Origin of the sequence: Acinetobacter sp. YH12249 (assembly GCF_013417475.1) — a bacterium.
In the GTDB taxonomy this organism is placed as follows: Bacteria; Pseudomonadota; Gammaproteobacteria; order Pseudomonadales; family Moraxellaceae; genus Acinetobacter.
In genome coordinates this window covers 1-22,246 of record NZ_VPDX01000028.1, presented here as the reverse complement: position 1 = coordinate 22,246, position 22,246 = coordinate 1, and the positions used below count along the sequence as shown (strand labels likewise).

Annotated in this window: 22 protein-coding genes; 12 read left to right on the top strand and 10 right to left on the bottom strand. The window is 41.9% G+C overall.

What is annotated here, in order from left to right; genetic code table 11:
- Window positions 1-58: 58 nt before the first annotated feature.
- Window positions 59-2,752, bottom strand: coding sequence for an alanine--tRNA ligase (gene alaS / locus FTV25_RS13210; RefSeq protein ID WP_180004057.1), 2,694 nt, complete (start codon window positions 2,750-2,752; stop codon window positions 59-61).
- A 409-nt stretch (window positions 2,753-3,161) separates the two neighbouring features.
- Here alaS and FTV25_RS13205 point away from each other — a divergent pair, with 409 nt between their 5' ends.
- Complete coding sequence (locus tag FTV25_RS13205) at window positions 3,162-4,190, top strand: type I glyceraldehyde-3-phosphate dehydrogenase (protein WP_180004059.1); 1,029 nt, start codon at window positions 3,162-3,164, stop codon at window positions 4,188-4,190.
- 179 nt (window positions 4,191-4,369) lie between these two features.
- A complete protein-coding gene (locus FTV25_RS13200) occupies window positions 4,370-4,666 on the top strand; it encodes a hypothetical protein (protein WP_004815405.1) in 297 nt (98 codons plus the stop codon).
- A gap of 36 nt (window positions 4,667-4,702) precedes the next feature.
- On the opposite strand, the gene FTV25_RS13195 is transcribed toward FTV25_RS13200, so the two are convergent.
- Both FTV25_RS13195 and FTV25_RS13190 read right to left on the bottom strand, forming a co-directional pair.
- The gene (locus tag FTV25_RS13195) at window positions 4,703-5,002 is read right to left on the bottom strand and encodes an AzlD family protein (RefSeq protein WP_180004061.1); all 300 of its coding nucleotides are present in this window, start codon (window positions 5,000-5,002) and stop codon (window positions 4,703-4,705) included.
- The gene (locus tag FTV25_RS13190; RefSeq protein WP_180004063.1) at window positions 4,999-5,745 is read right to left on the bottom strand and encodes an AzlC family ABC transporter permease; all 747 of its coding nucleotides are present in this window, start codon (window positions 5,743-5,745) and stop codon (window positions 4,999-5,001) included. The genes FTV25_RS13195 and FTV25_RS13190 overlap by 4 nt, the downstream gene beginning before the upstream one ends.
- A gap of 470 nt (window positions 5,746-6,215) precedes the next feature.
- Between FTV25_RS13190 and FTV25_RS13185 the strand changes: the two genes are divergently transcribed.
- The 5 genes from FTV25_RS13185 to FTV25_RS13165 all read left to right on the top strand — a co-directional run bounded on the left by FTV25_RS13185 (window position 6,216) and on the right by FTV25_RS13165 (window position 10,984).
- On the top strand, window positions 6,216-7,382 hold the full coding sequence (locus FTV25_RS13185) for an ATP phosphoribosyltransferase regulatory subunit (RefSeq protein WP_004815411.1): 1,167 nt from the start codon (window positions 6,216-6,218) through the stop codon (window positions 7,380-7,382).
- Window positions 7,383-7,461: 79 nt separating this feature from the next.
- Window positions 7,462-8,781: an adenylosuccinate synthase gene (locus FTV25_RS13180; protein ID WP_004784184.1), complete on the top strand. Its 1,320-nt coding sequence runs from the start codon at window positions 7,462-7,464 to the stop codon at window positions 8,779-8,781.
- 129 nt (window positions 8,782-8,910) lie between these two features.
- Complete coding sequence (locus FTV25_RS13175) at window positions 8,911-9,696, top strand: M48 family metallopeptidase (protein WP_180004065.1); 786 nt, start codon at window positions 8,911-8,913, stop codon at window positions 9,694-9,696.
- Between the two features lie 93 nt (window positions 9,697-9,789).
- A complete protein-coding gene (locus FTV25_RS13170; protein ID WP_180004067.1) occupies window positions 9,790-10,098 on the top strand; it encodes a hypothetical protein in 309 nt (102 codons plus the stop codon).
- 112 nt (window positions 10,099-10,210) lie between these two features.
- Entirely contained in the window at window positions 10,211-10,984 is a 774-nt protein-coding gene (locus tag FTV25_RS13165; protein ID WP_125279059.1) for a M48 family metallopeptidase, read from the top strand.
- Window positions 10,985-11,123: 139 nt separating this feature from the next.
- Here the strand turns inward: FTV25_RS13165 and slyD are convergent, their stop codons facing one another.
- The 3 genes from slyD to FTV25_RS13150 all read right to left on the bottom strand — a co-directional run bounded on the left by slyD (window position 11,124) and on the right by FTV25_RS13150 (window position 14,556).
- Window positions 11,124-11,606, bottom strand: coding sequence for a peptidylprolyl isomerase (slyD, locus tag FTV25_RS13160; protein ID WP_004784172.1), 483 nt, complete (start codon window positions 11,604-11,606; stop codon window positions 11,124-11,126).
- 136 nt (window positions 11,607-11,742) lie between these two features.
- Window positions 11,743-13,029 carry an NAD(P)/FAD-dependent oxidoreductase gene (locus FTV25_RS13155; protein WP_180004069.1) on the bottom strand — a complete coding sequence of 429 codons (1,287 nt, stop codon included), beginning with the start codon at window positions 13,027-13,029 and terminating at the stop codon, window positions 11,743-11,745.
- A gap of 213 nt (window positions 13,030-13,242) precedes the next feature.
- Window positions 13,243-14,556, bottom strand: coding sequence for a D-alanyl-D-alanine carboxypeptidase PBP6B (locus FTV25_RS13150; RefSeq protein ID WP_159123240.1), 1,314 nt, complete (start codon window positions 14,554-14,556; stop codon window positions 13,243-13,245).
- Between the two features lie 175 nt (window positions 14,557-14,731).
- On the opposite strand from FTV25_RS13150, the gene FTV25_RS13145 reads away from it, so the two are divergent.
- Window positions 14,732-16,435, top strand: coding sequence for a M61 family metallopeptidase (locus tag FTV25_RS13145; RefSeq protein ID WP_180004071.1), 1,704 nt, complete (start codon window positions 14,732-14,734; stop codon window positions 16,433-16,435).
- Window positions 16,436-16,507: 72 nt separating this feature from the next.
- Here the strand turns inward: FTV25_RS13145 and paaI are convergent, their stop codons facing one another.
- The 3 genes from paaI to FTV25_RS13130 form a co-directional block, all read right to left on the bottom strand.
- Window positions 16,508-16,900, bottom strand: a complete 393-nt coding sequence (gene paaI, locus FTV25_RS13140) for a hydroxyphenylacetyl-CoA thioesterase PaaI (RefSeq protein ID WP_180004073.1) — start codon at window positions 16,898-16,900, stop codon at window positions 16,508-16,510.
- Window positions 16,901-17,070: 170 nt separating this feature from the next.
- Window positions 17,071-17,469, bottom strand: coding sequence for a hydroxyisourate hydrolase (gene uraH, locus FTV25_RS13135; protein ID WP_179993219.1), 399 nt, complete (start codon window positions 17,467-17,469; stop codon window positions 17,071-17,073).
- 31 nt (window positions 17,470-17,500) lie between these two features.
- A complete protein-coding gene (locus tag FTV25_RS13130; protein ID WP_240904205.1) occupies window positions 17,501-17,944 on the bottom strand; it encodes a heme-binding protein in 444 nt (147 codons plus the stop codon).
- A 174-nt stretch (window positions 17,945-18,118) separates the two neighbouring features.
- Here FTV25_RS13130 and FTV25_RS13125 point away from each other — a divergent pair, with 174 nt between their 5' ends.
- Window positions 18,119-18,790 carry a heavy metal response regulator transcription factor gene (locus FTV25_RS13125; RefSeq protein WP_180004075.1) on the top strand — a complete coding sequence of 224 codons (672 nt, stop codon included), beginning with the start codon at window positions 18,119-18,121 and terminating at the stop codon, window positions 18,788-18,790.
- Window positions 18,787-20,145, top strand: a complete 1,359-nt coding sequence (locus tag FTV25_RS13120) for a heavy metal sensor histidine kinase (protein ID WP_180004077.1) — start codon at window positions 18,787-18,789, stop codon at window positions 20,143-20,145. Before FTV25_RS13125 ends, FTV25_RS13120 begins: the two co-directional genes overlap by 4 nt.
- 8 nt (window positions 20,146-20,153) lie before the next feature.
- On the opposite strand, the gene FTV25_RS13115 is transcribed toward FTV25_RS13120, so the two are convergent.
- A complete protein-coding gene (locus FTV25_RS13115; RefSeq protein WP_180004080.1) occupies window positions 20,154-20,936 on the bottom strand; it encodes an rRNA large subunit pseudouridine synthase E in 783 nt (260 codons plus the stop codon).
- Window positions 20,937-21,404: 468 nt separating this feature from the next.
- Between FTV25_RS13115 and FTV25_RS16220 the strand changes: the two genes are divergently transcribed.
- Both FTV25_RS16220 and FTV25_RS13110 read left to right on the top strand, forming a co-directional pair.
- Window positions 21,405-21,545 (top strand): hypothetical protein, encoded by a 141-nt coding sequence (locus FTV25_RS16220; RefSeq protein ID WP_373683635.1) that lies wholly within the window; start codon window positions 21,405-21,407, stop codon window positions 21,543-21,545.
- A gap of 248 nt (window positions 21,546-21,793) precedes the next feature.
- On the top strand, window positions 21,794-21,979 hold the full coding sequence (locus FTV25_RS13110) for a hypothetical protein (protein ID WP_166136097.1): 186 nt from the start codon (window positions 21,794-21,796) through the stop codon (window positions 21,977-21,979).
- The last annotated feature ends 267 nt before the right edge of the window (window positions 21,980-22,246 follow it).

The following is a 22,246-nucleotide window of genomic DNA, read 5'->3' as shown; positions in this document are numbered from 1 at the left end:
TCCATATAAACCATGACCCTGATTTTCCGATCAGGGTCAGTTACACAAAATGAAGTTTTTATTTTGCTTCAAGCCAAGCTGCTAAATCAGCCATCACTGGAGCAAACTTCTCGTTAAGTGGCGCGCCACCTTGTGCCAAGTCAGGTTTACCACCACCTTTACCACCTAGCTCAGTTGCCAAGTGTTTGATGATGTCACCCGCTTTAATAGAAGCAGTAAAGTCTTTAGCTACAGATGCAATCAAGCTAACCTTGTCACCCTCTACACCTGCAAGAACAATGACTGCATTTTCTAATTTTGATTTCACACCATCGTGCAGGTTACGTAGTGCTTTCGCATCCATACCCTGAACAGTCGTGATTAATGTTTTACGACCAGCAAGCTCTTGAACCTGGCTTAAAAGTTCACCGGCTTGTAGGCTTGCCAATTTTTGATTCAGCTGTTCAATCTGTTTTTGCAATTGATGCGCAGTGTCCACCACAGCTTCAACTTTTTCGACTGTTTGATGGTTCTGTGCTTTTAACAAACCATTGATATATTGAACATCACGATCGACTTTCTGTACGGCTTCAACCGCTTTAGTACCGGTTACGGCTTCAATACGACGTACACCTGCTGCGACACCACCTTCAGAAGTGATTTTGAACAGACCGATGTCACCTGTACGTTTCACGTGAATACCGCCACACAGCTCGATTGAGAAGTTTTTTTCGTCAATCACTGAACCCATAGACAATACGCGAACTTCTTCACCGTATTTCTCACCGAACAGCATCATCGCACCTTTGGCTTTTGCAGATTCGATGTCGAGCAGTTCAGTCGTAACTGGAGTATTAGCAATTACTTCAGCATTTACCAGACGTTCAATTTCTTGCAGCTGTTCAAAAGTCACAGGCTGATCGTTGGCAAAGTCGAAACGTAATACGTCAGAAGCTACCAATGAGCCTTTTTGCTGTACGTGTGAACCCAGGATTTGACGTAGGGCAGCGTGTAGCAAGTGAGTTGCAGAGTGGTTACGTGCAGTTGCAGCACGAATGTCGGCTTTTACAGTGGCTTCAACGTTTTGAGTAACTTTCAGGTTGCCCATGGTCACGATACCTTGGTGAACGAATGCACCACCAGATTTTTTGGTATCTTGAACTTCGAAAATACCGGTATCGTTTTTGAAGAGTCCTGTATCACCGATTTGACCACCGCTTTCTGCATAGAAAGGAGTCTGGTTAAGAACGATTAATGCTTCGTCGCCTTCAACCACTTCGTCAACCTGTTCGCCATCTTTGTAGATTGCGATGATTTGACCTTGACCTGCTGTCGCGTCATAACCTTCAAACTGAGTTTCGCCTTCAACTTTAACAACGCTGTTATAGTCGATTGCGAATTTACCGGCATCACGTGCGCGTTGACGTTGTGCAGCCATTTCTTTTTCAAAGCCAGCTTCGTCAATCGTTAAATCACGTTCACGTGCGATATCTGCAGTCAGGTCAGTTGGGAAGCCGTAAGTATCATAAAGTTTGAATACGATTTCACCTGGAATCACAGAACCTTTCAGGTTTGCCAATTCGCCTTCAAGCAATTTCAGACCTTGCTCAAGTGTTTTCGCGAATTGTTCTTCTTCTTTCAGCAATGCAGCTTCGATACGTGTTTTGTTTGCTTCAAGCTCTGGATAAGCAGCACCCATTACATCAATTAAAGGCTGAAGCATTTTGTGGAAGAATGAACCAGTCGCACCCAGTTTGTTACCGTGACGAACTGCACGGCGGATGATACGACGCAGTACATAACCACGACCTTCATTCGAAGGGTTCACACCATCCGCAATCAGGAAGCAGCATGAACGTGCATGGTCAGCCACAACTTTAAGTGAAGCAGGGTATTCAACCGGTTTGTTTTCAGCTTGTGCTTTCGCTTCAATATCTGAAGTATCTAGACCGATAATTTCAGCAGCAGCTTTTAACAGGTTTTGGAACAGGTCGATTTCATAGTTAGAGTTGACATGTTGCAGAACCGCAGAAATACGCTCAAGGCCCATACCGGTATCAACAGAAGGTGCTGGAAGAGGGTGCAGGACGCCATCCGCAGTACGGTTGAACTGCATGAATACGTTGTTCCAGATTTCGATGAAACGGTCGCCATCTTCTTCAGGTGTACCAGGCAGGCCACCCCAAATGTGCTCACCGTGATCATAGAAGATTTCAGAACATGGACCACAAGGACCAGTATCGCCCATTGCCCAGAAATTGTCTGATGCGTATTTTTCGCCTTTGTTATCACCAATGCGGATAATACGGCTGGCATCTAGACCAACTTCTTTATTCCAGATATCAAACGCTTCGTCATCAGTGTGATACACAGTTACGTACAATTTGTCTTTAGGCAGTGCCAGCCATTTGTCGCCGGTCAGAAATTCCCAGGCAAATTTAATCGCATCACGTTTGAAGTAATCACCAAACGAGAAGTTACCCAGCATTTCAAAGAATGTGTGGTGACGAGCTGTGTAGCCAACGTTATCTAAGTCGTTGTGTTTACCACCTGCACGTACACATTTTTGTGAAGATGTTGCACGAACGTAGTCACGTTTTTCCAGACCCAGGAAGCAGTCTTTAAACTGGTTCATACCAGCATTGGTAAACAATAATGTTGGGTCGTTGGCAGGAACCAGAGAACTCGACGCGACACGTGTATGCCCTTGCGATTCAAAGTAGCTTAAAAAAGCTTCGCGAATTTCAGCTGATGTCATAAAACGAGTACTCACAACCAAGTCACTCCATAATTTCCGATTTGGCTAAAAACATCACAGTCTGACAAGAAGGTTGGTTCTCTGCTGCAATGCGGGGCTTAAATATTTAAAAACGCCAAATTATAACGGAAAATGCCTGTTCAACCAATGATTTTCATATTTATAGATCATAAAACTATAAGGAATGAATATTAGAAAAATCAGAAAAATGCCCTGCAAAATCAAAAGCTATTGTCATTACAGCAATTTATCTTAATTCTCGCTGATAGAAAGACTGGATTACTTCAAGCAAAGCATGAATTTTTCGATGAAATATTGGACATTCTGTGTAATTTTTAGTGGATTTAGCTGAATAGTTATCAGTCAGCTGGATAATTCCATTAATATAGGCGCACAAAGTTTTATGCCGCAGTAGGGAACGTCGATGCAACGTATCGCAATTAATGGTTTTGGACGAATCGGACGCAATGTGTTGCGTGCATGGTTTGAAAATCCGAAAGATTTTAATTTTGACATCGTTGCCATTAATGACGTTGCCGACGTTGAAACCTTATTGCATTTATTTAAATATGATTCTACTCATGGCCGTTTCCCGGGGCAGGTTGATCTGACTTATGAAGATGAGTATGCCTACCTGCATGTCACTTATCGCGATGCTTATCAGAAAGTTCAGGTGTTAAGACAGGCGAATCCGGTGGAAATGCGATGGCATGAACTGAATATTGATGTGGTATTGGAATGTACCGGCTTATTCCGTTCGCGTGAGGCTGCGACTCAGCATATTACTGCCGGGGCAAAACGGGTGATTATCGGCGCTGCACCGTTTGATACGGTGGATGCTGCAATTGTCTATGGCGTCAACCATCGAGATGTCAAAGAAAGTGACCAGATTATTTCCAGTGTTTCCTGTACTACGCAGGCATTGGTACCGCTAGTCAAAATCATTGATGATGCCTTTGGGATTGAGACTGCACTGATGACTGAAATTCATGCGGTGACTGCGGATCAGTCAGTACTGGATCATGCCCATCGTGATTTAAGACGTGCCCGTGCTTCCGGGCAAAATATTATTCCAACCACATCTTCAGCTTTGGGTGCTTTAAAACGCGTAATGCCGAAGATGGAGAACCGGATTGATGGTTATTCGATTCGCGTGCCAACCATTAATGTCGCAGCAATTGATCTGACTTTTATTTCTCAGTCACCCATTACTGATCATCAGTTAAATGAACTATTAATTAACGCTGCACGTCAGGATTTTGCTGAAATCATGTCTGTGACAGATGAGCCTTTAGTATCTTCAGACTTTAATCATTCGCCTTACTCATTGATTGTGGATCTGACCCAAACCCTGGTAGTGGGGCATCAGGCTAAAGTATTTGCCTGGTATGATAATGAATGGGGTTATGCCAACCGTTTGCTGGATCTCTGTGAATCCTTTTATACAGATTAAGCTATTTTGAAAGCATCCCAAATGGGGTGCTTTTTTATGCAAGATTAAAAAATTAGAAGAAAATGAATAAGAAGTTGAACGTAATTGATCGAAAAGCTCTGGATTTATGCCGAATATTTCTGTGATCTGGATATTTTTTCGTTAAGATAAAGATAATTAAATGGAATAAGAGCAAGCACATGATGTTGATCTGGGGATTTATTATATTACTGACCTTGGCTGTGATTTTTTTGATCTGGCTGCAATTTAATAATAATGAGAGTTCACAAAATGTGGAAGGCGTGCCAGTTGAGGAAAAAGTGGCACATCTGGAAGAAAATTTAAAAAAGACCTTGGAAATTATGCAGGATCTGGCGAAAAAGATGCATGTACAGCAGGAAGTACTGGATCAGACTACAGCCAAATTGCAAAAAGTTGAGCTGCAAAATGCAGAATTGGTAAATCTGCTCGCTAAAGTAGTAGAACCAAAGTCATAAGACCTTTTCATGCTGGCTTAGCCTTATATAAAGGATTTAAACCAGTAACATTCTTAAAATAGCTGCCGACGCCATGCTAATTAAAATGGTCGGCAGCATGCCAAAGCGTGATGCAACGAATAGTGTCACTATTATAGCGATCAGATCAGCCGGATCATCTCGTAAAAAATATGGGGTGATCATCGAAATCAGTACACAACCTGGAATTACTTCCAGAATTTTACGCTGACGATTATTTAAGGTTTTGTTCTTGAGTAGGACATAGCCAAGTATCCGGGCGCAGTAAGTCGTTAGCGCCACCAATAAGATTGCGATAAAAGTGCTCATCTGGATCATGCTTCATCCTTCTGAATGAGCCAGAAGGCAGCGGCAATGCCTGCAAGCGCACCAATCAGCACATACCAGTTGCCCGGTAGATAGCTATAAGCCAGAGCAGCACAAATAAAACTGATTAGCCAAGGTCTGGCTTCAGTAAAGCCTTTCCACATACCTTTCAGCAAGACCAGCATAATGGCGGGGAAAGCCATATCAAAACCAAAACGGTTAATGTCCCCTAATATAGGTCCAAGTAGTGCACCGAGTGTCGTAAAGCCGACCCAAGCCAGATAAAGAACAATACATAGCCCGGCATAATAAGGCAGACTAAAAGCATATCGATAACCAAACTGTGCCAGTCGACGCTGTGCATCTGTCAGGCTTAAGGCCCAGCTTTCATCGACCATAAAAAATAATGCCGGAAAGACTTTTCGATTTGGAAGATGTCTTAAATAAGGTACTAAACTGGCACCGAGCAGAATATAGCGGCTGTTAATGAGAAAACTAATAAAGATTAAGGTAAGCAGATGCGGTGGATCAGTCCAGGCTTCTAAAACTGCAAACTCGGAACCGCCAGCAAAGTTCAGCCCGGTCAGCAAGGGAACCTCAAGCAGGCTAAAATCTTTTTGTGCTGCTGTTGCGCCCAAGACCAGCGCCAGAGGAATTACACCTAATAATAAAGGTAGGCAGTCTTTCACACCACGCTGAAAATCACTCAGAGGAGTAGCATCAGAAGGCGTAATACGTGGCTGGAAGGGAGGCATGAGATGATCGGGTTTTATTCTAGAAGGAGAAAGAAAGTTTATAAGAAATATAGGAGTCTTTGCAGTGCCTTTAAACTCTACCAGAATGATGCTGTTTTCTTGGTCATTTAAGTTCCCACATTGAGTTTTTGTATAGGATTATTTTTAAGCATCTAGTACTGATATTTTATAAATTTTTACTCTTAGATAGATGAGGATTGAATCAAGAATAAGTTTTTCGTCATTGTTTTGGTTAGGGAAATATATTAGAAAATCAAGTTGATATGTTGGTTATTAAATTTTATTCAGCCTATCTCTTAATAAGAAAGAGATGATTTGGTTTATCTATCTAAGTCCTTTGTTCAGTCAGAGAAAATTATCAAAATTGCGATGCACAGCCTAAACGATCGTGCTAGACTAGGAGAAATCGGGTGTGCTCCCGATTTTTTTATGCGGTTTATTCCGCGCTGACAAGAATTTAGGTTTACAACATGCCCATTTCAGAGACATGGTTATTACCTGATGGTGTAGCTGATGTATTACCAGAACAAGCGCAAGTCATCGAAAGCCTGCGCCGTCAATCACTGGATTTCCTCGCATCTCGAGGTTATCAGCTGGTGTACACGCCATTTATTGAATACATTGAATCTCTATCTTCTCTCTCAGAATCGAATCAGGATTTAGACTTAGCCACTTTTAAAGTGATCGACCAGTTGTCTGGCCGCTTGCTTGGTGTGCGTGCCGATATGACACCACAAGTGGCTCGTATCGATGCGCATGTACATCCAGTGGAAGGTGTGGCTCGTTATTGCTATGCGGGTACGGTTTTACATACGAAACCTCAAGGATTTAATACCACACGTGCACCATTGCAATTAGGTGCAGAATTATTTGGTTCAGACAGCATTGATGCTGACGTGGAAATGGTTGACCTGATGATCAGCCTGATTCAGGAAGCGGGTCTGGCCGACGGCGTCCACCTTGACTTAGGTCATGTTGGTCTGTTCCGTAGTCTGATTGCACAAGCGGGTTTAAGTAAAGCAACCGAACGCCAACTGTCTGATCTGTATCAACGTAAAGCATTGCCGGAACTGGCTGAATTTACTGCAAATCTTAAGTTTGGTTCAGACTTCTATACGCTTGGCCGCTTTGCAAGTGACCTGGATGCCTTAAAAACGAATTTAAGTGCTGAAGTATTAGAAAATCCAGCCTTCAAACAGGCATTTGATGCACTGCAAACCACCAAAAATGAAGTTCAGGTGCGCTGGCCGAATCTGCATATTGGGATTGATGTCGTCGAGTTACGTTCATACCATTATCACACCGGCCTGATGTATGCAGTTTATGCACCAAACCGTGCTGCGGCACTGGCACAAGGTGGCCGTTATGATGGTATTGGTGAGCATTTTGGTCGTGCACGTCCGGCAACTGGTTTCTCTTGTGACTTATATGCTTTAAGTGCAGGCAAGTTTGCTACAGCTAAAGTTGTGGTAGCACCTAAGGGTACAGATGCTGCGCTGTTAAATGCGATTCAGGCAACCCGTGCACAAGGCTTAAGTGTAATTCAGTTATTAGGTAATGATGATTTAAACTCGGTACCGTATGCAACTCACCAGCTGGTGAATGTGGACGGTGAGTGGACTATCAAAACGATTTAATCGCTTTAATTGTTTTACTCAGTGTTCATGTCGCTGAGTGGGACTTTCAACTTTAACAGCATGATGTAATGAGGCTATTATGGGCAAGAATGTTGTGGTACTTGGTACCCAATGGGGCGACGAAGGTAAGGGTAAAATCGTCGACCTGCTCACAGATCAAGCGGCTGCAGTAGTTCGTTATCAAGGCGGACATAACGCAGGTCATACTCTCGTGGTTGGTGGTAAGAAAACTGTATTACACCTCATTCCATCAGGTATTTTACGTGAAAACGTATTGTGCTTAATTGGTAATGGTGTGGTTCTTTCACCTGAAGCGCTCATCAAAGAGATGGATATTCTTGAAAAAGAAGGCGTGCCAGTACGTGAACGTCTACGCATTTCTCCAAACTGTCCATTGATTCTTCCACACCACATCGCACTTGACCAAGCTCGTGAGAAAAAACGTGGTAATGCGAAAATTGGTACAACTGGTCGTGGGATTGGTCCTGCTTATGAAGATAAAGTAGCGCGTCGTGCAATCCGTGTTGCTGACCTGGTACGTGGTGGCGAACATCTGAAAGCTCAGCTTGAAGAATTGCTTGAATACCACAACTTCCAATTGACTCAATTCTTCGGTGTTGAAGCAGTTAAAGTTGAAGACGTACTTGCGCTTTGCGACGAATGGCGCAAAGTGATCGAGCCTATGGTTATGGACGTGACTGGTGAACTTCACGCTTACCGTAAAGCTGGCAAGAAAATCATGTTCGAAGGTGCACAAGGTTCATTGCTTGACGTTGACCACGGTACATATCCGTACGTGACTTCTTCAAACACGACTGCTGGTGGCGTAAGCTCAGGTTCAGGTCTTGGTCCATTACACCTTGACTACGTTCTTGGTATTACTAAAGCGTATACTACTCGTGTAGGTTCAGGTCCATTCCCAACTGAGTTGGTGTATGACGCTGCAACAGATACAGGTGATGCAATTGGTAAACACCTGGGTACTGTAGGTTCAGAATTTGGTGCGTCTACTGGCCGTCAACGTCGTTGTGGCTGGTTCGATGCTGAAATCCTGCGTCGTTCAGTAGAAGTGAACTCACTGTCTGGTATTTGCTTGACTAAACTTGACGTTCTTGACGGTTTGGAAGAAGTGAAAATCTGTGTAGGTTACGAAGCTGCTGATTCTGGCTGTGTTGGTTCTTCTGATGCGCTTGCATTTGAAACTTTAAAACCAATTTACGAGACTATGCCAGGCTGGAAAGAATCTACTTTCGGTGCGAAATCACTAGATCAATTGCCACAAGCGGCAATTAACTATGTGAAACGTCTTGAACAATTGATTGAATGTCCAATCGACATCATTTCAACTGGTCCAGACCGTGAAGAAACCATTATTCTTCGCCATCCGTTTGATGCTTAATCCTTTAAGCTGAAAATGATAAAAACCCTGTGATTTCACAGGGTTTTTTATTTGGAAAAGCTTATAAAAATGATTGAAAACCTGTTTGGATTCTTTATGATGTTTTGACCTTATATATTTGAGAAGGTCATGAAATATAAAAATTTATTGGCGGGGATGGTCATTGTGACCACATTAACGGGGTGTACTACGGTTGCAGATTTGATGGGAGCTGATTCAGCTACATTAAATGTGAGTGCAGCACAAAGCTATAATCAGATGCTGACAGAGGCCAAGCAGAAACAGATTCTGGATACGACTTCTGCCACTTATAAAAAAGTAAATCGTGTTTTCCTGAAAATGAAGCCTTATGCAGATCAACTGAACCAGACTGGTCAGAAGTTTGACTGGCAAGTGGCTGTGATCAAATCTAACGAGATTAATGCCTATGTCGCACCAGGTGGCAAGGTGGTGTTCTATACGGGTATTGTCGACACACTAAAACTTACAGACGATGAAGTTGCTGCCATCATGGGACATGAAATGGTGCACGCGCTTGAGGAACATTCTAAAAATAAGGTAGGAGCGCAAGCACTTACCGATTTGGCAGTAAGTATCGGTAGCAAGTATGTCGGGCAGTCCGCTGGTGGTTATGGTGGGCTACTGCTGGATATGGGTGCTCAATTTGGTGTGGGCTTGCCATTCTCACGTAATCTGGAAAGCCGTGCCGATAAAGGCGGGCTCATGCTAATGGCACGAGCGGGCTATAACCCGAATGCAGCGATTACGTTGTGGCAAAAAATGAATGCGCAAGACAGCCGTGGCAATAGCGTCCTGAATAAATTTACATCTACGCATCCAACAAATGATGACCGAATTGCAGTCTTGCAACAGCTGATGCCTGAAGCGATGACGGTATATAAGACTAAGAAATAATTTCGAAACTCAGGACTAAAGTCTTAACGGCAAGTGCTGTGCAGTGGCATGGCGCTTGCTAGAATAAAACAAAATAAAATATGAGTATGCAGGATGCATAAAAATATCTCGGGAACGATGTTCTATTCCTTGTTATTCGCGATGGGTGGCGCACCGACCATTGCGATGCTGATTATCCGTGCCCAAACTCGGGATCCTGACATTATTTACGGTGCATTTATTGGCTTGAGTGTGATCATTGCCTGTGTATTGGTACCGGTCATCTTGTTACAGAATGCTTTTCTATTTTTTAAGCGTAAAAGTGAAATTTTAGAAGAAAAAATTAAACCTTTGTGTTATTTATATTTAGGTTTAAATATTGTCTGTCTGATTTATTGGCTTACGATACAGTATTGGGGTTAAAATTACATAAAATATAACAAGATGAAGTAATTGTACATTTAGTTGATCCGGCCTTTAACTTATAATTTTTTACAATGTAAATTAACCTTTTGCTTATTGTGGAGTCACTATAATGAAAAATAAATTCTTGTTAGGTATGGGTGCAGCCGCAGCCATTACTTTGTCTGGTTGTACAACTATTGCCGATATTGCAGGTGCAGATACTGCGACTTTAAATGCTTCAGCCAGCCAAAGCTACAATGCCATGGTGGCAGACGCTAAAGCGAAAGGCCAGCTGGATACCAGTTCAGCGACATATAGTCGTATTAATGCTGTTTTTAACCGTTTAAAACCTTATGCCAACCAGCTGAACCAGACGGGTACTGCATTCCAATGGCAGTTAGCCGTACTAAAATCTGATCAGGTCAACGCTTTTGTCGCACCTGGTGGTAAAGTGGTGTTCTATACCGGTATCGTGAATAAGTTGAATCTGACCGATGCTGAGATCGCAGCCATTATGGGTCATGAAATGGTCCATGCCCTGGAAGAGCACGCGAAACAGAAACTTGGTGCACAAGCCCTGACTGATCTGGCATTGGGTATTGGTTTAAATGCAGCAGGCGTAGGACAAGGTGGTGCTGCAGTGGCACAATTGGGTAGCCAGATTGGTATCGGCTTGCCTTACTCACGTAATCTGGAAAGTCGTGCAGACCAAGGTGGTTTAACCCTCATGGCGCGTGCTGGCTATAACCCAAATGCAGCGATTACTCTTTGGGAAAAAATGAACAAGCTTGAAGGTGGTAGCACTGGCGCGACTTTCCTGTCTACTCACCCATCGAACAGTCAGCGTATCGCAGCAATGCGTCAAAATCTGCCAGCAGCAATGCAGATCTATAACAAACGTTAATGATTGCGTAATTTGAGTGATTCGCGATTTTAATGATGAAAAGCAGGGCAGTAGTCCTGCTTTTTTATATTTAAAATCTTAAGGCAATAAAAAAGGCAAAGTTTTCACTTTGCCTTTTTGTGCTAAAGACCGGGAAGTCTTAGTGGTGGTGACCACCTGCACCGTGTACGTGACCGTGATCAAGTTCTTCTTGAGAAGGTTCACGGATAGACACGATTTCAACTTCGAAAGTTAAATCTTGACCAGCAAGCGGGAAGTTAGCATCAACAACTACGTTGTCACCTTCAACTGCTTTAACAGTTACGATTTGAACGCCGTCATCAGTTTGTGCTTGGAACTGCATGCCTGCCTGGATGTTGTCTACGCCTTGGAACATTTGTTTAGGCACTTCTTGCACTAGCTCTGGGTTATATTCGCCATAGCCTTCAGCAGCAGGAACATTTACAGTGAATTTTTCACCAACAGTTTTGCCTTCTAAAGCTTTTTCTAAACCAGGGATGATGTTACCTGCACCGTGCAAATAGGCAAGTGGTTCACCTTGAGATTTGTCGAGAGTTTCACCCTCTGCGTTAGTCAATGTGTAGTGGAAAGAAACCACGAGGTTATTTGCAATAGCAGTCATATTAATTGATCCATTCAATTTTTTAAGGGTACATCATAAAGTGAAATTGTATTTTTGTAGACTAAAAATAGCAAAAAAATGCAATTTGACATGTTTAATGACGATTTTTTCATATATGAGGACAATATTTACAATTTCAATGCAATTTCAGCTTGGGTGCAATTTTTCGTGTAACAAAGTCTTTGGCAGTTAACAGACCAGCATGGGTATAGCCATGAATGGTGGCCTGATGAATCCGGTACAGGGATACATACATGGATTTCGCGACAAAGCCTTGAACATTGACCTGACCCAATAATTCACCGACAGCGCTGTTTTGACTTAAAGACACTAATGAACCTTTGTCAGAAAACTTGAACATCGGTAAATAGCTTTCGCCATTAATGCGTGCTTTTAAGGCTCGGACCAGAAAAGCGGCCTGCTGGCTGGCGACCTGTGCACGGGGGCCTAAAACCGGTTGATCTGCTTCAGGCTGACAGTGAGCACAATCACCAAAAACGAAAATATCCGGGTCTGACAAAGTTTGCAGAGTTGCATAAACTTTTAGGCGATTAATGTTGTCTTTTTCCAGCTCTTTAAGTTTTGCCAGAACTTCAGGTGCTTTAATTCCAGCAGCCCAGACTTTAATTTCTGTTTCGAGGCTTGAACCATCTGCAAAATAAATCTGGTCTTCATCGACTTTAGCGACCCTATGACTGGTTAATACCTCAATACCTAGACGATCGAGTTGCTCCATGGTGTGTTCAGCCATTTTCTCAGACAGTGCAGGTAAGATTCGGTCAGCCGCTTCAATCAAAGTGATTTTGACTTTATTTGGATCGATCTTGTTCAGACCATATTTAAAAAAGTTTTGTTTGGCGATCACCAGCTCGGCAGCCAGTTCTACACCAGTTGCACCGGCTCCAATAATGGCAATTTTAAGCTCACGCGAAGAGGTCTGATTTTGAGCATTGAGATAAAGATGTAGCAGATCCTGCTGAAAGACATCGGCCTGCTGGCGGCTGTCGAGAAAATGACAGTATTGGGCAACACCTTCCGTATTAAAATCATTGGAAGTAGAGCCTAGTGCCAGCACCAATGTGTCATAGCTGATATTTTTTTTCTGTTTAGGCTGGGATTTTTTAGAAAAGTAATCTGTTTCCAGAATAATTTCTTTAGCCTTACGGTCAAGATCAACAAATGTTCCCAGCACAAAGTGATAATGATGAGCCGCAGCATGACTAAAATAATTGGTTTCTTCTGCATGCAGATTAAGCGTACCTGCAGCAATTTCATGCAATAAGGGTTTCCAGATATGCGTCAGTTTCTGATCTACTAGGGTAATATGCGCTTTGCCACTTTTGCCTAAGGTTTCGCCCAGTTGAGTAGCCAGCTCCAACCCACCTGCGCCACCACCTACAATTACGATTCGATGTGCTGTCATATATTATTAACCTATTTATTTTTCTAATAAAAATAAGAGAAATTTAGACCAAATATACTATGGCATGGGCAGCAGGCCGTCTTGATTAGAATTGTTATACAAATTACAAAACGTAGCAATTATGTCAGGGGAGGTAAAATTGACGAGAGAAAAGGGAGAAATTTAAGGGGGGGTTAGAAGGCAAATGAGAGGCCTTCTAACTGTATTCAGTGTTTATTTCTGGATTGGATAGAGTTTGGCACTTGGTGCACTTTCTGCAAAGATGCTAAAGAAGCTGGATAACCAGCTCAGAAATTTCTGGAAGAAACTGGCTTCTTCAAGTTCCACCATATCTTCAATCTGGATGGTACGAATAAGCTGATTATTCTGATAGACATGAATCGTCGCTAATGGCATCACTTTGGCCATAGGTGCAATTAACTCAGAAGCAGTCATTTCTACATTGATATGAGTTTGGGTTTCATGGAGCGGTTCAATGCTTTGCATTACACCATCACCTGTATTCAACATTACCCGTTGATGGTTTTGATCGAACTGGTTCAGGTCAATGGCATAATTCTGATCATATAAAGATGTCGTAATAATCTGCGGCTGTTTAGTCTGAACCTTAAACATTTTCAAAGTCGATTTGATCACCGGTAATTCAGCGAGTAGCTGTTTGTCTTTAATGGCGACTTCATTACGGGTATAGGTATACGCCAGATTCATCAACTTATGCGACACTTCAGCGCGTTTGGCAGCACTTTTGGTACCTAGAACAACCACGATCAAACGACGGTGGGGCAGTTCCATATCATAAGTTGGACGATTGGCGGTGAGCGCCAGGTTATAGCCGGCTGCACGAGTAAAGCCAGTTTTTAAACCATCGACGCTTGAGTCCACTTGCAACACACGGTTAGTGGCACGGTGGAAATGGTTGTTATAGGTAAAACTTGGCTGTTTGGAATAATATAGATAGTCCGGAGTTTGATTGACTACAGCTGCCGACAAACGCGCCAGATCCGCTGCAGTAGAATAGTGCTCAGGCATGGTAATACCGGCCGGATTCTGGAAATGGGTATGAACCATACCTAAAGCTTTTGCTTCCCGATTCATTCGCTCGACAAAGCTCGGAATATCACCTGAAATTTTTTCTGCCAATGTCACAGCAGCATCATTCGCCGACATGATAATCAGACCTGCCAGAAGTTGATCAATCGAAATCTGCTCACCTTCTTTCAGGTACATTTGTGACTCATCCCACATCACTGTTTTCACAATCGGTGTTGCAGTTAATACTTCACTTTTATCTAATTTACCCGCCTGAATTTCTTTCAATGCAATATAAGCGACCATCATTTTGGTGAGGGAAGCTGGAGCACGTTGAACGTCGGCATTGTGTTCGGCAATGACCTGGCCTGACTGTGAGTCAAGAATGGTCCAGGCTTCTGCTTCAACGCTTTCAGGCAAAATATTCAGAAGGGCAGCATATGAAATTGCAGGCACAAACAGGCTAAGAACTGCAAGCAGTGAGATGATGTATTTCAAAGGTGTTCCTTAATAACCAACCGGTCGATGAACGATTTAATTTTCACGCATGCTATGCCTTTTTTTTAAGGATAGCTAGTCAGAAATGTAGACAAATGCGACAGCTAAGCAATACTGGCCTAAAAAATGCTAAGCTAAGCTATAACTCATTTATTTGTATTTTATATCGCCCATTATGTTGCATTATCAAATCGAATTTGACGATTATCGTCAGCACCTTATTCACGTAACTCTTCGCTTTTTAGCAGACCCAACACAAGTCCTTTCTTTACCGACCTGGATTCCGGGTAGTTACCTGATTCGCGAGTTCTCCAAGCATATTGAAGCAGTCAAGGCTTATGATGAGGATGGACGCCAGCTACAAATCCAGAAGTTTGAAAAGAATAAATGGCGTTTATTCAATACGGATCATGAACTGATTACTGTGGAATACGATGTCTACGCGTATGACCTGTCTGTTCGTGGTGCATATGTGGATCAAAACCGTCTCTATGTGAACCCAGCTTGTGCATGTTTGGGTCTAGAAGGTCAGGAGCATAAAGAAATTGAAGTAGAAGTATTCCTGCCGGATGAACTGAAACATTTCCAGCTTGCGACGGGCATGCAGGCCAAAAGTCTGGTAAAAGGTCGTTATACCTTAAAAGCTAAAAACTATGCTGAACTGATTGATGCGCCGTTTGAACTGGCAGAGCAGACCCGTTTCAGCTTTGAAGCCAATGGCATTCCGCATGAGTTTGTGGTGTCAGGCAAGCATGCGATGAATGAACAGCGTATGAAGCAGGACATTGAAAAAATCTGTGCGACAGAAATTTCCATGTTCGGTTCTGCGCCATTCAATGATTATACCTTTATGACCATAGCCACCGGGAACAGCTATGGCGGTTTGGAGCATCCAAACTCAACCAGTCTGATTACACCGCGTGATGATTTCCCTAAAGTAGATGAGCCTGAAGAGCCATCGAAAGATTATCAGCGTTTCCTTGGCCTATGTAGTCATGAGTATTTCCATTCATGGTTAGTGAAATTTATTCGTCCAGAAAACTTCGTGAATTATGATCTAAATAAAGAAGGCTATACCTCTTTGCTTTGGATCTTTGAAGGGTTTACGTCGTATTATGATGACCTGATTCTGCTCCGTAGTGGCGTGATTAATCAGGAATCTTATATTGCATTGCTCAAAGCGCAGATTGACCGTTATTTGCAAAACCCGGGACGTTTTATTCAGTCAGTATCTGAGTCTAGCTTTGATGCCTGGGTAAAATTCTATCGTCAGGATGAAAACTCAAATAATGCCGGTACCAGCTACTACAATAAAGGCTGTTTAGTTGCACTTTGTCTGGATCTAGGTTTACGTCTGCGTGGCTCAAGTCTGGACGCTTTGATGCGTAAGCTATATGAAAATACGCAAAATGGCATTCAGGTCAATGAACGCACTATTTTCGAATTGTGTCAGGAATTGACTGGTGATAACTGGTTAGAACAGATTAATCACCTGATCAATACTACTGATGAATTGCCATTAGATCAGTTATTACCTGAATTTGGCGTGAGCTATACGCTGAAAAATGACAAGTCATTACCATTTGGTTTGAAACTTGTAGATAAGCCTGAAGGTGTGCTGGTTCAGTCTGCACGTCGTGATGGAGCAGGGGTGAAAGCGGGCCTTTCAGCGAATGATGTGATTGTGGCGATTGATGGACTTAAAGCAACGACGAAACTTGTCGAGAAATATGCGAAACAGGAAGGTACTTATACTGTCCATGCATTCCGTCGTGATGAGCTGATGACTTTTGACGTTCAAAATGGTGGTTCTGAACTGACTGAAGTTGAATTGAAAGTTGAAGATCAAACTAAAGCTGAGAAATGGTTGAAAGCTTAATTTAGCATTTGCTGTTTTAAAAAACCGGTGTTGATGCACCGGTTTTTTTTATTGCATTAAGTTTTAGAATAATTATTTAACGATCAGTCGTGAGGTTCCACGGAATTCAGCCACGATTTGATCTTCCTGATTCAGGATCTGAATATCGTAAATCCCACTGCGACCGCTACTGGCTTTATGTTCAGCTATGGCGGTAAGGGTATCACCGAGCAGTGCCGGTTTCAGATAATGAATACCACAATGTTGGCCGACTGCTGGGTATTCGCCGGTATTGCAGGCAATGGCAAATGCAGCATCAGCTAATGCAAAAATCACAGCGCCGTTACAGGTCTGATGTCCCTGTAAATGTTGTTCAGACACTTTAAGTTCAATCTTCGCATGATTGTGGTTATAGGAAATTAGATGTGCACCGAGATACTGAATTAATCGGTCCTGATTAAACATCTGGTTCACTTGCTGATCCATTGCAGAACTCCTTTTTTAGATACACTTTGTTTTAAAAATATTAATTATGTGAATCATAAATAACATTCCAGGAGATAAATAACAAGCGAAAGCCAGATGAATGATGCAATGCAGCTGTTTTACGCTTCAAAATAAAGCGCCATGAAAATGACGCTTTTAGGGATTAAGAATTAGTTGCCACGATAGGTTGAATAACCATAAGAGCTCAGTAATAACGGAATATGATAGTGCTCCAAAGCACCGTCAATCGTAAATACCACAGGTACTTCAGGGAAGAAGGTGCGTTGATTATTGGCCTTAAACCAGTCACCGGTTTTGAAGGTCACTTTATAGATGCCTTTCTGTAAAGCTGTATCTTTAGGATAAAACTCTTTGATACGGCCATTGGTATCTGTTTTTAACTCATTCAGTTTTACCCACTTGTCACCCTGCTGAGCTTCCAAAATCACCGCGACATTGGCGGAAGGCAGACCAGTTTCCTGATTCAGCACATGCACACTTAAAGGATTCTGTGCAAAAGAAAAGCTTGCTGTCGCCGCTAGAAGAGCACCAAAAATAATTTTTTTCATAGGTCTGTTCCTATTCAATAGATAGATAAAATTAAAGTTGTTTTAAAGTATGTTGAATGCCTTGTGCGGCACATTGATGATCCTGTTCAGAGCCACCAGAGCCTGCAACGCCAACAGCGCCAATGAGCTGGTTTTTATAAACCACAGGTACCCCGCCGCCCAATAATAACAATTCATCCAGGGTATTTAAATTTTGTGCATCCGGGTTCTTTTGTGCATGACGCATGAAATCCAATGTACTGGTCTTAGTCGAGTATGCAGTAAAGGCTTTACGCTGTGATGCAGTTAAATTGTGAATTCCGACAGATTCATGCCGTTGACTGGCCAAGACATTGCCGCCTTGATCCAGTACTGTGACTGCAGCGGGTTTGCTGGCTTTCTGACAAGCTTGCATGACGTTCTCAGTAAGCTGATTTGCTGTACTCAAGTCCATAATATAGGCCGTTTTTAATTCAGCATGGCTTAAGCTAACCATTGCTAAACTCGCTAGATATAAAAATATTTTTCTCTGATTTAATCTACTTCTCATGATAATGTTCAGTCATATAGAAATTGAGAAGATCATAATCAAAGAATGGAAGCTCATGGATGACAATCAGATTACCAATTTGTAATCTTTGCGCCGTATGAAATTGATTAAACTCAGCCCATGCATATTTTAATTGTAGAAGATGAAACCAAAATTGCCGGCTTCTTGGCTACAGGCTTAAATGAATCCGGCTACCAGACTACACAAGTGGGTAATGGCCTGCATGCCTTATCGGTGCTGGAACAGCAACAGATTGATCTGGTATTGCTGGATGTGATGCTGCCCGACCTAGACGGCTGGCAAGTCCTCAAAACCTTGCGTACTTTTTCTAAAGTTCCCGTACTTATGCTGACTGCCAAAGATCATGTGCTTGACCGGGTCAAAGGATTGGAATTGGGTGCAGATGACTATTTAACTAAGCCTTTCTCTTATATCGAACTTTTGGCCAGAATCAAAAGCCTGCTGCGCCGTGTACCAAAAACTGAACACGAAACGTATCAGGTGGCCAATTTAGAGCTGAATCGTTTAACCCGGGAAGTATTTCGAGACCAGCAAAAAATTGAGCTTACCCAAAAAGAGTTTGCACTTTTGCAGTTGCTGATGGAACACCAGTCCGAAGTGTTAACCCGGACACAAATTGCTTCACTGGTCTGGAATATTAATTTTAATACTGACACCAATGTCGTTGATGTTGCTGTACGTCGATTACGTTCTAAAATTGATGACCATTTCAGTCCAAAACTTATTCATACTGTACGTGGTATGGGTTATAAGCTGGATGTGCACGCATGAAAATGCATTTGGGCACACGTCTCGGCATCGCTTTTGGCCTTATTTCCTGTATCGTTTTTTTAAGTATCGGCGGGTTGTCCTATCATAATATGCAGCAGATGGTGCAACAACAGCAGGATGAAGCTTTGGCCTTGCGGATTTCCAGGATTGAAATATTTCTGGCTGATCAGCAAAGCTTTCAGGTGCTGATCGAACATCCAGAGCTTTATGAGAATATGCTTGGACAGGAAGACAACTTACTGATCCTTAAAAATGCGCAGAATACATTAATTGATATTAATCCTTTAAATATTACTATTCCTCTATTGGATTATCACACCAGGCTGAATTATCAAAATAATAAGCTTGAACAACCCACGACCCGTTTGGCATTTAAGCAAGTGGACTTTAATGGACAGTCTTATCAACTGATTGCCGGTAAGCAGCTCGCAGCAGGGCAACAGGTTTTAAAACATTACCTGATAAAATTAGTGATCTACACTCTGCTTGGTATTATTTTATCTACTTTGTTAGCCTGGCTGATGGGACACTATCTACTGCGATCCATGCGCCAATTAATTTACGCCACTCAGCAAATTAATGTGCAGCAGCTGGATCAGCGTATCGAGTTGCCATCCCGAACTATTGAGGTGCAGCAACTAACAGAGGCTATGAATGCCATGCTGGACCGAATACAGCAAGGCTATGAACAGTTGGCCCGATTTTCTGAAGATATTTCCCATGAATTACGAACGCCCCTGAATAACTTGATGGGGCAAACCCAGATTGCCTTGTCGAAGTCACGCAGTCGCGATGAATTAGAAAATTTGCTGTATTCCCATCTGGAAGAGTATGAACGTCTAACTCAGATGATTGAAAACATGCTATTTATCGCCCGAGTTGAACATGGCCACTATCAGATAGAAAAACAGACACTAGAACTTAGCCAGATCATAGAAGATTTGCTGGCATATTTTGAGTTTCTGGCAGAAGAAAAAAATATATCTATTTATACGGATATTCCGGCTCAACTGAATATAGCTGCGCATCCGGAACATCTGCAACGTGCGCTTGCCAATTTACTCAGCAACGCAGTGCAGTATGGAAAGGAAAATGGCGAGATCAGAATCACGGCGATGACTACAGAAAATAGCTGTCGGATTGATGTGCTGACAGCAGGTGTACAGATCCCCGAGCAGCATTTAGCCCATCTGTTTGAACGCTTTTATCAAGTTGATAGCAGCCGGCATCAAAAAGCCCAAACGGGTGGTTTGGGCTTGGCGATTGTGCAGTCCATTATGCAGTTGCATCAGGGGGAAGTTCAGGTGAATAACCATTCTCAAGGGGTGGTCTTTAGTTTGATCTTCCCGATCTAAGCAGTGGCTTAACGTGTACGACGGCCACGACTCTTGGTATTTGGACGGGTGGTACCATTGGTCTTGCGACGTGGTTTTTCACCTTCTTCCATTTGCCAGATACGTGGTGTACCGGTTTTTTTCTTGGTGCCGTCTTTCGTTACTTTCTTGTTAATCGGTTTACCACCGGTGCCACCCGGTTTCTTCACATAAGAACGCGAACGATACGGTTCCTGTGCAGGCACATCTTTAAAGTCTGGATAAAGTAGGGGTTCAATTTCTTTAGTTTCACCTGGCTGTAAACCTAATTGAACCAGATCAATTGAACCGATTTTGGTACGGATCAAACGTAAGGTAGGAAAACCAACGGCTGCAGTCATACGACGTACCTGACGGTTACGGCCTTCACAGATTGAAATTTCGACCCATGAAGTTGGAACAGAAGCACGGAAACGTACAGGAGGATTGCGCTCCCATAACCATTCCGGTTCAATGACTTTAATTGCTTTGGCTGGCAGCGTAATACCGTCATTCAGTTCAACACCCTTACGAAGCTGTTCTAGAGCTTCTTCGGTTATATCCCCATCGACCTGAACCAGATAAGTTTTGAATTTTTTGCTGGCTGGATTGGTAATATATTGGTTTAAACCGCCATGATCGGTCAGGAACATCAAACCTTCAGAATCCATGTCCAGACGACCGGCAATACGCAGATCCGGATCGTCTACGAAATCCGCCATAGTCTGATGTTTTTCATCTGGACGAAATTGGGAGAGGACGTCATAAGGCTTGTTAAGAATGACAATTTTCACTTTAACCTACTAAAATATATAAAATAATTCTGGTGTGGCAGTCATGTTGCCCATTGTGATACTCCTTTACTTATAAGTAGGAGATAAGGGAAGACATAAAAGAGTCCACTAAGTGGAAGCTATCATAGCAGATTCTGATTTATCTTCCTTGAATTTATGTTTTGTATCTAATCTGATTGCGACCATGCCGCTTTAAAATGATGTACTTTTTGTATTCAAATATGATCTTCCGTTTAAGAATGTTAATCCTCAATGATCTTCATTTTCTACTGAACTTGTCGAGTCAGTTAAGGGAAGATCGGACAATTCAAGGCTAAGCAAAAAATTGACAATGATTTTTATAGATCTGAAATGGTCTTAACGGATTTACATACCATACAAAAGCTTTCCAAACTGGCTTAGACCACTACAAAGCAAGCTGATATTTTAATTTCACAGTTTCTAATATTTTTAATTTTGAGGTGAACAATGAAATTGTTGACTTTAATTAGTATGGGTATTGCAGCGAGTTATTGTTATAAAAGCATCAAACATAACAAGCAAAATCTTTCAAATCTAAGTTTTGATGAAGTGATAAATCAACACATTTTACGAGATTTTATAGCCTGAGCATTATTCATATTTACCGTTAGCTTAAGCTAATTATAAATAGAGAATCTCAACATATCCTGTTGGGATTTTTTATTTTTATCATTTAAATATTTTTAGATAAGATGAGTAAGAAAATTTATATCAAAATGAAAGTTACATGATTAATCTATTAAATAGTCAATTAATACAACTCTATAAAGCAATGTAAACGAAAAATTCAAATCTTCTGCTAAATTAAAAAATAAACCAAATGTGTGGAGGTTTGTATGAGAAATATACCAGAAGGAACCCAGGTTATTCATCATATATCAGCTCAGGACGGTGCATTCTATAAGGAAGAAAATGGAATTCTGAAAGTCTGGAATAGTGGCATTTGGGTGAATGCGATTGTACCAAATCTGGAAAAGATGATGGAGCTTGATTTTGAGTTAGAAGTACTCAAATCTATGTAGTAATTTAAAATTTAAAGATCCTTCTATTTAGGATCTTTAAATTTATATATTGAGGTTTTAAAAATAATAAAAAATATCTTTACGGAAAAAGAGAATTTTATTGAAAATAAATTAGCAGTCGTTGATTATTTAAAAATATAAGACTTCCTTCATAAATCATTTTTCAACCAATTTAATTGTTTATCTTTCACCCAATCTAAATTGTATATGCCAGCAAGTAAATTAAACCGCAGGTTTAATCGTTTACGACGATTTCTATATACACAA